We start from the raw sequence: 13,805 nt of genomic DNA on the forward strand, positions 1-13,805 counted from the left end.
TGCGCCGAAGCCGAAGCCGCCGCCGACCGCCCGTGGGGCGGTTCGACGGCGGCTTCGGCTTCGGCCGGCAGGCGCTACATCGCCAGCCGGCGCCAGAGCGGCGGGAGCTCCCGGGTGGCCGCGACGTGCTGGCGGGGCCGGCGCTCGGGGGCCGACCGGTGCTCGGGCAGCGCCGGGGTCTGGCGCTCCAGGAGCTTGGACGGCAGCTCGGTGCGGCTGGCGACGTTCAGCTTCCGGTACACCCGGGTGAGGTGTTGTTCGACCGTGCTGACCGTCACATGGATCCGGCCGCTGATCTCCCGGTTGGTGTAGCCGAGCGCCGCCAGCACGGCGACCCGGCTCTCCGCGTCGCTGAGCAGCGCGGCGGCGGCACTGGCCACCGGGGTGGCCGCGGGGACGGCGGCGAGGCTGGGCGCGGGGGCGGGCGAGGGGGCCACAGCCGACCCCTCGCCGCCCGCCGCGGCCCGCGGCTCGCCTTCGCCGGCCTCCTGGGCGGCCTGCCGCGCCACCAGCCGGGCCCTGGAGTAGTCGCCCAGCTCGTAGTGGGTGGCGGACAGGTCCTCGAAGGCCAGCGCGAGTTCCATCCGGTCGCCGCAGACCTGGAGCAGGTCGATCGACTCGCGCAGCAGCGCGGTGCGGTGCCGAGGCTGGCTGGTGCCGGCCAGGACCCGCAGGGCGATCGCCCGCGAGCGGGTGCCCAGCGGGTGGCGCAGGTTGGCCTGCTCCTCCGCCAGCTCCTTGGCGACCCTGGCCTTGCCGATCCGCAGGTTGGCCTGGGCCAGGTCGGTGCGCCAGGGGATCAGCGGCTGCACGGCGGAGGCGCGTTCGCGCATCAGGTGCCCGCAGGTCTCGAAGTCGTTCAGCGCCGCGAACGGCCGGTCGGTGGACAGGTAGTGGTGTCCCCGGGCGCTCAGGTACTGGATGCCGAAGACGGTGTTGAACATGGTGTCCGGCACCTTGCGGCGCAGCAGCTGGGTGGCGCTCTCGTGCCGGCCCAGGGCCGTGTTGGCCTGGACCGCCGTGGACAGCGGCAGGCCGATCAGGACGCCCCAGGCCTGGGGGTCGAGCAGTTCGAGCGCCTCGGTGGCCTGGGCCTCCGCGGTGGCCGGGTCTCCCTGGAGCAGGGCGATCCGGGCGCGGACGCCGAGCAGCACCGCCCGCCAGGTGGTCCAACCGCGGCGTACGGCGTCGCTCAGCAGCGCTTCGCAGACCTCCATCGCGGTCTCGGCCCGGCCGGTGAGGGCGATGACCGTCAGCGAGATGACCGTCAGTTCCAGCTTCAGGTCGCTGTCCTGGCCGCTCTGGAGGGCGTCGGTCACCTGGGCCACCGACTCGGCGCTGATGTCTCCGCTGACCAGCAGGGCCACCGTGGCCCACAGGGTGTTCACCTTGCCGGTGGTGGCCCGTTCCAGGGTGGCCACCTTGGCGAGGTCGCCGCGGTGGCTGACCTGGGGCACCCCGTAGAAGCAGTGCCGGACGAACTCGACCTCGGCCAGCACATGGGCGTCGCGCGGGTCGAGCGAGCCGGCCAGCGCGGTCACGGTCTCGTCGGCGAGGCCGGTCTCGCCCTGCCAGAGCATGTGCCGCACCACGGTGGCCGCGTCCCGGGCCGCCAGGTCCTCGGCCGACACGTGGTGGTGCAGCGGTTCGAGGTACGGGGTCACGGCGGCCGGGTTGACCCGCCACTCCGCCCGCGCCAGCGCGGTGGAGAGGGTGTGCCGCTCCCGCTCGGAGGCGGACTCGCGCACGGCCAGGCGCAGGTAGCCGGTGGACTGCTCGACCTGGTCCGCGGCCAGCGCCTGTTCGGAGGCCAGCCGCAGCACGGACAGGCCCCAGGGTTCGGCGACCTGGCCGGCCGCCATCAGGTGCTTGGTCACCTCGGGCGCGGGCGCGCCGTCCAGGTAGAGCAGCCGGGCGATCTCGCCGTGCAGCCGCGAGCGTTCGCCGGGGTCGAGATCGCTCAGCACCGCGTTGGCGGCGGCGGGCAGCCGGAAGCGGTAGCCGTCGAGCAGGCCGGTGGAGCCCAGCACGTCGACCACGACCTGGACGGCGTCGGGGCTGGTGGACAGCAGCAGCGCGGCGGTGCGGGCGTCGGCGTGCTCGCCGAGCGCGGCCAGCGCCCGGGCGACCGCGAGGTGCCGGGGCTCGCCCCGGTGCAGGCAGGCCAGCACCGCCTGCCGGTAGGCGAGGCTCGGGACGGGATCGCCCAGCTCGGCGCCGAACTGGGTGCCGTCGTCCAGCAGGGCGTGCACCAGCATGGGGTTCCCGCCGGTGACCCGGTGGTAGGCGGCGTCGAGCCCGTCCGGCAGCGGCCGGGTGCTCTGGGCGGCCAGCAGCCGGGCCACGCCCTGCTCGGACAGCGGCGCCAGCCGGACCCGGCGGTGCGGCAGGCGGCTGAGGCTGTCGTGGATGAGCGGGTCCGCCAGTGCGGACTGCTCCCAGCCGGCGCAGACCACCGCGATGCGTTTCGTCCTCATTCGTCGCAGGAGGTAGAGGAGGGTCTGTAGGGACTGGGTGTCCAAAAGGTGGGCGTCGTCGATGACGATGACCAGGGGCCGTTCTCCGGCCAGCTCCAAGATCGGCGCGGACACGGTCTTGAGGAGGGTTTCCGGGGCGTATTGGGTACCGCTCCGGTCCGAACGGAGTGATTCCGTCCGGTAATCAGTACTTGACGCTAAGTCTATGTTCGTATGAGGCTGTAACGAGCAATCAACGGCATCCGCCGGGAGTTCCCCGCTGTGCAGCAGTTCCCGGATGACGCCCAGTGGATGTGCCCGCTCCCGCGGGGAGCCGACGGCGTGCAGCACCCGGGCGCCGTCCTTGCAGGCGGTGTTCGCGAACTCGTGGAGCAGCTCGGTCTTCCCGACTCCCGGTCCGCCCGTGACGATCGTGAGCTGCCCTGTTCCGGCGACGCTCTCGGCGTAGGCGTCGCGTAGGGTCCCAAGCTCTCGGTGGCGCTCGAATAGGCGCACCATGACCTCCCCCATGGCCAGGTATTCAAAATTGAATACACAAAAAGACTTTTACTGGGCCCTGCCCCCGCGGGTCCCTGGAAACAATAACTTCGCGGTGCCATCGAAATTGATGAAAACACCGCGGTGAAATCTGCTCGACATCAAGAAGTCATGTGCGTGTCATTTTTGTCATCAGCCGCCCCCCACCGCTGTTTCGTGTGGTGTGTGGTGAAGGGTGGCGTCGGTGAAATTCTCAAGGTGGTCTAGACCTCTCGGAGGTCGGGCGGGCTTGCCCGGACACTCCGCGTCGGTCGTCGACTTGTGGCTGCTCAGAGGGGCTATCCCCATGCCCCAAACCTGACTTGACGGTATGTTGGGGCCTCCAAAGTTGTCAAGATCGGCCCGGTGTGGCGGCCGCCCGCGACGAATCCGCGCAGGTCCGCCGGTATAGACCGCGGAGAGGTCCGACCAATCGTCTCGGCATTCGGCGGGCCCGCCGGAAAGCGGGACCAGGGGTACTCCAGGGGGCAGTAGGGGGTGACCCCGACACCCCCTGCTCCCTAGCCTCCCAAAGGCGGGGACGTGGACCGACGAGCCGGGATCCCGCGTTTCCGAAGGCTTCGATCCCGATCGGATGGCTGCGTTGGCGAACAACGAGGACCGACTGCTCGACTATCTCAGGCGAACCACTTCGGATCTGCGCGAGACAAGGCGCAGGCTGCGCGAGTCGGAGTACCGCGCGCATGAGCCGATCGCGATCGTGGGGATGGCCTGCCGGTACCCCGGCGGGGTCGCCACGCCTGACCAACTGTGGGACCTGGTGGCCGCCGGCGCCGATGCGGTGTCGGACTTCCCGGCCGACCGGGGCTGGGATGTCGAGTCCCTGTACGACCCCGACCCCGCGCGGGCGGGCAAGACCTACGCCAGGACCGGCGCGTTCCTGCACGACGCCGCCGACTTCGACCCGGACTTCTTCGGCATCTCGCCGCGCGAGGCGCTGGCGATGGACCCGCAGCAGCGGCTGCTCCTGGAGACCTCCTTCGAGGCCTTCGAGGACGCCGGCATCGTCCCCGCGGCGCTGCGCGGCTCCCGTACCGGTGTCTTCGTCGGCGTCATGTACAACGACTACGCGACCCGGCTGAACACGGTGCCGGACGACCTCGACGGCTACCTGGCCAACGGCAGCGCCGCGAGCGTCGCCTCCGGCCGGGTGGCCTACACCTTCGGGCTGGAGGGGCCGGCCGTCACCATCGACACGGCCTGCTCGTCCTCGCTGGTGGCCCTGCACTGGGCGGTCAAGGCGCTCCAGGCGGGGGAGTGCACCCTGGCCCTGGCCGGCGGGGTGACGGTGATGTCCACCCCCGAGACCTTCATCGACTTCAGCCGGCAGCGCGGCCTCGCCCCCGACGGCCGCTGCAAGGCCTTCGCCGAGGGTGCCGACGGCACCGGCTGGGGCGAGGGCGCGGGCATGCTGCTCGTCGAGCGGCTCTCCGACGCCCAGCGGCTCGGCCACCGGGTGCTGGCCGTGGTCAAGGGCACCGCGATCAACTCCGACGGTGCCAGCAGCCGGCTCACCGCCCCCAACGGCCCCTCCCAACAGCGGGTGATCAAGCAGGCGCTGGCGAGCGCCGGCGTCTCCCCGGCGGACGTGGACGCGGTCGAGGCGCACGGCACCGGCACCTCGCTGGGCGACCCGATCGAGGCGCAGGCCCTGCTCGCGGCCTACGGCCAGGACCGCCCCGAGGGCCGGCCGCTGTGGCTGGGCTCGATCAAGTCCAACCTCGGGCACACCCAGGCCGCCGCGGGGGTGGCCGGGGTGATCAAGATGGTGCAGGCGATGCGGCACGGCGAACTGCCGAAGACCCTGCACGTGGACCAGCCCTCCACCCAGGTGGACTGGACGGCCGGCGAGGTCCGGCTGCTGACCGAGGCCCAGGAGTGGCCCGAGAGCGGCCGCCCCCGGCGCGCTGCGGTCTCATCCTTCGGCATCAGCGGCACCAACTCCCACGTGGTCCTGGAACAGGCCCCGGTGGGCGAGCAGCAGGCCGAGACGGACGGCGAGCAGCAGGCCGAGGAGCAGACCCCCGCTCCGGAGCAGCCGCAGACAGAGGCGCAGGCCCCCACCCCGCCGCTGGACGCCGTCCCCTGGCTCCTGTCGGCGCGCACCCCCGAGGCGCTGGCCGAGCAGAAGGACCGGCTGCGCGCCTGGGTCCAGGCCCGCCCCGAGCTGGACCCGGCCGACGTGGCCTACTCGCTGGCCTGCACCCGCTCCTCCTGGGAGCACCGCGCGGTGGCCGTCGGCGGCTCCACCGAGGAGCTGCTGGCCGCCCTGGCCCCCGCCGCGGGCACCGCGGTCGGCCAGGGGAAGCTGGCGTTCCTGTTCACCGGTCAGGGCTCCCAGCGCCTGGGCATGGGCCGCGAGCTGTACCGGGCGTTCCCGGTCTTCGCGGCCGCCTTCGACGAGGTCGCCGCCCTGCTGGACCGGGAGCTGGAGGTGCCGCTCGCCCGGGTGATCGAGGCCGAGCAGCAGCTGCTGAACCGCACCGACTACGCCCAGGCGGCGATCTTCGCCGTCGAGGTGGCGCTGTTCCGGCTGGTGGAGTCGCTGGGCGTGCGCCCCGACTACCTGGTCGGGCACTCGGTCGGCGAGCTGGCCGCCGCCCACGTCTCCGGCGTGCTGACGCTGGAGGGCGCGGCCGCCATGGTGCTGGCCCGCGGCGGCCTGATGAGCCGGCTGCCCGCCGGCGGCGCGATGGTGGCGATCCGGGCCACCGAGGCCGAGGTGCTGCCGCTGCTCGACGAGCGGGTGGGCCTGGCCGCGGTCAACGGGCCGCGCTCGGTGGTCGTCTCGGGCGAGGAGGAGGCGGTGCTGGCGCTCGCCGCCGGCTTCGAGAAGAGCACCCGCCTGACCGTCTCGCACGCCTTCCACTCCCCGCTGATGGAGCCGATGCTGGACGAGTTCGCGCTCGTCGCCAAGGCGCAGTCGTACGGCGCGCCGCGCATCCCGATCGTCTCCACCCTGACCGGCGCCCCCGCCGGTGCGCAGGAGCTGGGTTCGGCGGACTACTGGGTGGACCACGTCCGCCGTCCGGTGCGGTTCGAGCCGGCGCTGCGCGCCGCCGCCGCCCTCGGGGTGCGCAGGTTCCTGGAGCTGGGCCCGGACGCGGTGCTCACCGCGATGGCCCAGGACTGCCTGGACGGCGGCCTCGCGGCCGGCGCGACCATGCGCCGCGACTCGGCCGAGACCCGGGAACTGCTGGCCGGCCTGGCCCGGCTGCACGCCGACGGCGTGCCGGTCGACTGGGCCGCGCTCTTCGAGGGCCGCCGGCCGAACCGGGTCGACCTGCCGCTCTACCCGTTCCAGCGCACCCGGCTCTGGCTGGAGGGCACCGCCGCCGGCGGCGACCCGAGCGGCCTCGGGCAGCTCCCCGTCGAGCACCCGCTGCTGGCCGCCGTCACCGAACTGCCGGACTCCGGCGGGCTGGTGCTCACCGGTCGGCTCTCCCGCTCCGCCCAGCCCTGGCTGGCCGACCACGCCGTGCACGGCACCGTGCTGCTGCCCGGCACGGCCCTGGTGGAGCTGGCCGTCCAGGCCGGCGACCGGGCCGGCTGCGCGGTGCTGGAGGAGCTGACGCTCCAGGCGCCGCTCACCCTGCCCGAGCAGGGCGCGGTGGCCGTGCAGGTCGCCGTCGGCCCCGAGGACGCCGGGCGGCGCACCGTCGCGGTGTACTCCCGGCCCGCCGACGCGCCGGACGCGCCGTGGAGCCAGAACGCCGGCGGCCTGCTCGCCGCCGCCGCCGAGGAGCCGGGCTTCGACCTGACGGTCTGGCCGCCGGAGGGCGCCGAGCCGATCGAGCTGGGCGAGCTCTACCCCCGGCTGATCGGGGTCGGCTACGGCTACGGCGAGGTGTTCCAGGGGCTGCGCGCGGCCTGGCGCCGCGGCGAGGACCTGTTCGCCGAGGCCGCCCTGCCCGACCGCGCCCGCACCACGGCCGCCGCCTTCGGCCTGCACCCGGCGCTGCTGGACGCGGCCCTGCACGTCAACCTGCTCGACCTGGGCGACGGCCAGGCGGTGCTCCCGTTCAGCTGGGGCGGGGTCACCCTGCACGCCTCCGGCGCCGGCGAGCTGCGGCTGCACGTCGCCAAGGCCGGCCAGGACGCCGTCTCGCTGGCCGTCGCGGACGGCACCGGCGCGCCGGTGGCCACCGTCCGCACCCTGGTCGCCCGCCCGGTCTCGGCCGGGCAGCTGACCACCGGCCCGGGGGAGTCGCTGTTCCGCCTGGAGCGGACGCCGCTCGACGCCGACCCGGCCGCGGCGCTGCCCGCCGACACCGTGGTCTGCGGCCCCGACGACCTCGGCCTCGGCGTGCCCGTCCACCCGAGCCTGGCATCCGTCGAGTCGGCGGCCCTGATCGTGCTGCCGGCCGCCCTCGCCGACGGCGAGGTGCCCGCGGCGGTGCACCGCAGCGTCGACGACACCTTCGCGGTGCTGCGCGCCTTCCTCGCCGAGCGGCGCTTCGACCGCTCCCGGCTGGCGGTGGTGCTCCGGGCCGACGAGCTCGCCCACGCGCCGCTGGCCGGACTGGTCCGGGCCGCCGAGTCGGAGAACCCCGGCCGCTTCCTGCTGGTCGACAGCGACGGCACCGAAGGCCTGGCCGCCGCGCTGGCCTGCGGCGAGCCCGAGGTCGCGGTGCGCCGGGGCGAGCTGTCCGTGCCCAGGCTCGCCCGGGCCAAGCCCGCCGAGGCGCCGCACTTCGACCCCGATGCGTACGTGCTGATCACCGGCGGCCTCGGCGGCCTCGGCCGGCTGATCGCCCGCCACCTCGCCGACACCCACGGCGTCCGCCGGCTGCTGCTGACCAGCCGGCGCGGCGAGGACACCCCCGGCGCGGCCGACCTGCGGGCCGAGCTCGAAGGCCTCGGCGCCGAGGTCGCGATCGCCGCCTGCGACGCGGCCGACCGCGCCGAGCTCGCCGAGCTGCTGGAGCGCCACCCGGTCGGCGCCGTGGTGCACTCGGCCGGCGTGGTCGACAACGGCCTGCTCGCCGCGCTCACCCCCGAGCAGGTCGAGCGGGTGCTGCGCCCCAAGGTGGACGCCGCCTGGAACCTGCACGAGCTGACGGCGGACCGCGAGCTCAGCGCCTTCGTGCTGTTCTCCTCCACGGCCGGCCTGCTGGTCGGCGGCGGCCAGTCCAACTACGCGGCCGCCAACGCCTTCCTGGACGGCCTCGCGGCCCACCGCCGGGCCGCCGGGCTGCCCGCCGTCTCGATGGCCTGGGGCCTGTGGTCCGAGGTCGGCGGCCTGGCCGACCACATCGACGCCGCCGACCTGGAGCGGATGCACCGGATGGGCCTGCCGCCGCTGCCCGCCGCCGAGGGCCTGGAGCTGTTCGACGCCGCCCTGGCCGCCGAGGACGCCCTGGTGGTGCCGATGCGCCTGGACGTCGCCGCGGTGCGGGCCCGGACCGACGGTGTCCCCACCCTGCTGCGCGGCCTGGTCCGCGGCGCCTCGCGCCGCAGTGCCGGCTCCGCCGCGGGCACCTCCCGCGCCGACGCCCAGAGCGGCTGGCGCGAGCGCCTGGCCGCGCTGCCGGACGCCGAGCGCGACCGGCTGCTGCTGGACCTGGTGCTCACTGGGGTGGCCTCCGTACTCGGCCACGCCTCGGCCCAGGCGCTCGATCCGAACAAGGCCTTCCAGGAGATGGGCTTCGACTCGCTGGCGGCGGTCGAACTGCGCAACCTGCTCGGGGCGGCCACCGGCCTCTCGTTGCCGGCCACCCTGGTGTTCGACCAGCCGTCACCGGTCGTCCTGACCGGGTACCTCAAGGCGGAACTCGTCCCCGGCCCGGCCGACCAGGCCCGGCTGATGGTCGCCGAGGTCGACCGGCTCGAAGCCGCGCTGACCGCACTGCCGGACCAGGACGGCTCACACGCCCGGATCACCGCGCGCCTCGAAGCGCTGCTGCGGACCTGGCGTGACTCCCACAGCGGCACGGGAGGCGGGGAGCCGGACGACTTCGACACCGCCACCGACGAAGAACTCTTTGCGACGATCGACAACGAATCTGGAGTCCAGTGATGGTAGACCCGGCCAACGTCGACAGGCTCCGCGACTACCTGAAGCGGGCGACCACCGAGCTGGAGCGCACCCGCCGCCGGGTGCGCGAGCTGGAGGAGCTCAACCGCGAGCCGATCGCGATCATCGGGATGGCCTGCCGCTACCCCGGCGGCATCCGTACCCCCGAGGACCTCTGGCGGATCGTCAGCGAAGGCACCGACGTGGTCTCCGGCTTCCCGGTGGACCGCGGATGGGACGTCGACGACCTCTACGACCCCGAGGTCGGCGCCCCCGGCAAGAGCTATGTGCGCCACGGCGGCTTCCTGCACGACGCCGCCGAGTGCGACCCGGCGTTCTTCGGCATCAGCCCCAAGGACGCGCCCGGCACCGACCCCCAGCAGCGGCTGCTGCTGGAGACCTCCTGGGAGGCCTTCGAGCGGGCCGGGATCGACCCCCAATCGATGAAGGGCACCCAGACCGGCGTCTTCGTCGGCCTGATGCACCACGACTACGTGGGCGGCACCATCTCCGGCAGCATCGTCTCCGGCCGGATCGCCTACACCCTGGGCCTGGAGGGCCCGGCGGTCACCATGGACACCGCGTGCTCCGCCTCGCTGGTGGCCCTGCACCAGGCGACCCAGTCGCTGCGCCGCGGCGAGTGCGAGTTCGCCCTGGTCGGCGGCGCCGCCGTGATGGCCAGCCCGGAGATGTTCATCGAGTTCAGCGAGCGGCGGGCGCTGTCCCCCGACGGGCGCTGCAAGTCCTTCTCCGACGACGCGGACGGCGCCGCCTGGTCCGAGGGCGCCGGCGTGCTGCTGGTCGAGCGGCTCTCCGACGCCAAGCGCAAGGGCCACCGGGTGCTCGCGGTGATCCGCGGCAGCGCGATCAACCAGGACGGCGCCTCCAACGGCCTGACCGCGCCCAGCGGGCCGGCCCAGGTCAAGGTGATCCAGTCGGCGCTGGCCGACGCCCAGCTGTCGCCGAACCAGGTCGACGTGGTCGAGGCGCACGGCACCGGCACCAAGCTCGGCGACCCGATCGAGGCCCAGGCCGTCATCGCCGCGTACGGCCAGAACCGGCCCGAGGGCCGGCCGATGTGGCTGGGCTCGATCAAGTCCAACATGGGCCACCCGCAGGCCGCCGCCGGCGTCGCCGGCGTGATCAAGATGGTCATGGCGATGCGCCACGGCGTGCTGCCCAAGTCGCTGCACTCCGAGAACCCCACCACCAAGGTGGACTGGACGGCCGGCGACGTCGAGCTGCTCACCGAGTCCCGGCCGTGGGAGACCGACGGCCGGCCGCGCCGCGCCGCCATCTCCGGCTTCGGCATCAGCGGCACCAACGCCCACACCATCCTGGAGGAGGCCCCGGCCGAGGAGGAGGCGCAGGAGTCGCCGCGCGCCGGCCTGCCGGCCGTCCCCTGGGTGCTCTCCGCCAAGACCGCCGAGGCCGTCAAGGACCAGGCGAGCCGGCTGGTCGCCGCCGCCGGTGACCTCGACCCGCTGGACGTCGGCTACTCGCTGGCCACCACCCGCGCCCTGCTCACCCACCGCGCCGCCGTGGTCGGCCGCGACCGGGACGAGCTGCTGGACGGGCTGCGCGCCCTGGCCGAGGGCCGGGAGCTGCCGCAGGTCGCCGCCGGACCCGGCAAGCTCGCCGTGGTCTTCTCCGGCCAGGGCTCCCAGCGCCCCGGCATGGGCCGCGAACTGATCGACGGCTTCCCCGAGTTCGCCCGCGCCTTCGACGAGATCTGCGCCGAGTTCGACAAGCACCTGGAGCGCCCGCTGCGCGAGGTGGTGCTGGACGCCGAGTCCGAGCTGCTGAACCAGACCGTCTTCACCCAGGCCGGCATCTTCGCCTTCGAGGTCGCCCTCTACCGCCTGCTGGAGTCCTGGGGCATCCGCCCCGACCTGCTCGGCGGGCACTCGATCGGCGAGGTCGTCGCCGCCCACGTCGCCGGGGTGCTCTCGCTGCCCGACGCCGTCACCCTGGTCGCCGCGCGCGGCCGGCTGATGCAGGCGCTGCCCACCGGCGGCGCGATGGTCGCGATCCGGGCCGCCGAGGCCGAGGTCGCCCCGCTGCTCATCGAGGGCGCCGACATCGCCGCCGTCAACGGCGAGCGCGCGGTGGTCGTCTCCGGCGACGAGGAGGCGGTGCTCGCGGTGGCCGCCGGGTTCGAGAAGACCACCCGGCTGAAGGTCTCGCACGCCTTCCACTCGCACCGGATGGACGGCATGCTGGCCGACTTCCGGGCCGTGCTCGACACCCTGGAGTTCCACCAGCCGACCCTGCCGGTCGTCTCCAACCTGACCGGCACGCTCGCCGACGAGCTGACCGAGCCCGACTACTGGGTGCGCCACGTGCGCGAGGCCGTCCGCTTCCACGACGGCGTGCGCACCCTGGCCGCCGAGGGCGTCACCCGCCTGCTGGAGGTGGGCCCCGACTCGGTGCTCACCGGCCTGTCCCAGGACATCGTGGCCGAGGTGGTCGCCACCCAGCGCCGCGACCAGAGCGAGGCCAAGGCGCTGTTGACGGCCGTCTCCCGGCTGCACGTCAGCGGCCAGAGCCCCGACTGGGCGGCGCTGTTCACCGGCGCCCGCGTGGTCGACCTGCCGACCTACCCGTTCCGGCGCGACCGGCACTGGGAGAACGCCCCGTCCATCACGGCGGCGGCCGCGGCCCCGGCCCGCGGCGGCGACGAGGGCGGCGAGTTCTGGGACCTGGTCAAGGAGCAGGACGTGGCCGCGGTCGCCGCCACCCTCGGCGTCGAGGACCAGGCCCCGGTGGCCGCGCTGATCCCGGCGCTCGCCTCCTGGTACGACCAGCGGCAGGCCAACTCCACCGTGGACGGCTGGCGTTACCGGATCGGCTGGCGGATGCTGCCCGGCTCCGAGGACCGCACCGGCGCGTTCCGCTGGCTGGCCGTGGTCTCCGAGGCGCTGGCCGAGGACCCGTGGGTCGCGGCCGCGCTGGGCGCGCTGCGCGAGCGCGGCCACCAGGTCGAGCTGCTCGCCGTGCCCGCCGCCGCGCACCGGCGCACCGCGCTGGCCGAACTGCTCGACGGCCACGGCGCGGTGGACGGCGTGCTCTCCCTGCTCGCCCTGGACACCGGGGCCGCGGTGACCGCCGCGCTGGTCCAGGCGCTCGGCGACGCCGGCATCGACGCCCGGCTGTGGGCCGTCACCCGGGACGCGATGGCCCACGAGTCCTCGGCCCGCCCGAGCGGCTTCGCCCAGGCCGAGGTCTGGGGCCTGGGCCGGGTGGCCGCGCTGGAGCACCCCGACCGCTGGGGCGGCCTGCTCGACCTGCCCGCCGAGCTCGGCCCGCTCACCCTGGCCCGACTCGCCACCGCGCTCACCGCGTACGGCGACGAGGACCAGCTGGTGCTGCGCGAGTCCGGCCTGTTCGCCCGTCGCCTGGAGCACGCCCCGGTGCGCCCCGGCACCCCCTGGCAGCCCACCGGCACGGTGCTGGTCACCGGCGCCACCGGCGCGGTCGGCGCCCGGGTCGCCAACTGGCTGGCCGAGCAGGGCGCGGAGCACCTGCTGCTGACCAGCCGTCGCGGCGAGGCGGCGCCCGGCGCCGACGAACTGCGCCAGGAGCTGGCCGCGACCGGCACCAAGGTCACCTTCGCCGCCTGCGACGCGGCCGACCGCGAGGCCCTGGCCGAGCTGCTGGCCACCGTCCCGGCGGAGCAGCCGCTGACCGCGGTGATCCACCTGGCCGGCGTGCTGGACGACGGCGTGCTGGACGCGCTCACCCCCGAGCGCTTCGCCGGGGTGCTGCGGCCCAAGGCGCGGGCCGCGCTCAACCTGCACGAGCTGACCGCCGGGCTGGACCTGTCGGCGTTCATCCTGTTCTCCTCGCTCACCGCCACCGTCGGCGGCGCCGGCCAGGCCAACTACGCGGCCGCCAACGCCTTCCTGGACGCGCTGGCCGAGTACCGGCGCGGCGAGGGCCTGCCGGCCTCCTCGATCGCCTGGGGCATGTGGGGCGGCGGCGGCATGGCCGACCACGGCACCGTGCGCGACGCGGGCCGCGGCCTCGGCATCTCGGCGATGCACCCGGACCAGGCGCTGACCGCGCTGGGCCGGGCGCTGGAGAGCGGCGAGACCACGCTGACCGTGGCCGACGTGGACTGGACCAGGTTCGCGCCCGCCTTCGGCTCCGCCCGGCCCGCCCCGCTGCTGGCCGACCTGCCCGAGGTCCAGGGCCTGGCCGCGTCCGGCGGCGGCGACAACGCCGTCCCCGACGGCTTCGCCCAGAAGCTGGCCGGCCTGACCGGCGGCGAGCGCAAGCGCGCCCTGGTGGACCTGGTCTGCACCCAGGCCGCCACCGTGCTCGGCTACGGCGCCTCCGGCACGATCGAGCCCAGCACCGCCTTCCGCGACCTCGGCTTCGACTCGCTGACCTCGGTGGACCTGCGCAACCGGCTCAGCACCGCCGCCGGGGTCTCCCTGCCGGCCACGCTGATCTTCGACTACGCGACGCCCGCCGCGCTGGCCGAGCACCTGGGCACCGAGCTGGGCGAGGGCGAGGCCGGCTCCTCGGCCGACGCGCTGCTGGCCGAACTCGACCGCCTGGAGGTCGCGTTCGCCGGTCTCAAGGTCGAGGAGATCGAGCAGGGCCGGTTCACCGCCCGCCTCCAGACGATGCTCAACGGGCTGACCGAGACCCTGTCCGCCGCCGGCGGCGAGTCCGTCGCGGGCCGGCTGGAGAACGCCTCCGCCGACGACCTCTTCGCCTTCATCGACAACGAGCTGGGCACGGCGTGACGACGTGAGCGACGGCGG

At 74.5% G+C, this 13,805-nt stretch carries 3 protein-coding genes; 2 read left to right on the forward strand and 1 reads right to left on the reverse strand.

What is annotated here, in order from left to right; genetic code table 11:
- Nucleotides 1-74: 74 nt before the first annotated feature.
- Nucleotides 75-2,987 carry an AAA family ATPase gene (locus QWJ13_RS13985; protein WP_316524364.1) on the reverse strand — a complete coding sequence of 971 codons (2,913 nt, stop codon included), beginning with the start codon at nucleotides 2,985-2,987 and terminating at the stop codon, nucleotides 75-77.
- A gap of 610 nt (nucleotides 2,988-3,597) precedes the next feature.
- On the opposite strand from QWJ13_RS13985, the gene QWJ13_RS13990 reads away from it, so the two are divergent.
- Both QWJ13_RS13990 and QWJ13_RS13995 read left to right on the forward strand, forming a co-directional pair.
- A complete protein-coding gene (locus QWJ13_RS13990) occupies nucleotides 3,598-9,033 on the forward strand; it encodes a type I polyketide synthase (protein ID WP_316524367.1) in 5,436 nt (1,811 codons plus the stop codon).
- Nucleotides 9,033-13,787, forward strand: a complete 4,755-nt coding sequence (locus QWJ13_RS13995) for a type I polyketide synthase (RefSeq protein ID WP_316524369.1) — start codon at nucleotides 9,033-9,035, stop codon at nucleotides 13,785-13,787. Before QWJ13_RS13990 ends, QWJ13_RS13995 begins: the two co-directional genes overlap by 1 nt.
- Nucleotides 13,788-13,805: the final 18 nt, after the last annotated feature.

Origin of the sequence: Kitasatospora brasiliensis, assembly GCF_032654805.1 — a bacterium.
Taxonomy (GTDB): Bacteria; Actinomycetota; Actinomycetes; order Streptomycetales; family Streptomycetaceae; genus Kitasatospora; species Kitasatospora brasiliensis.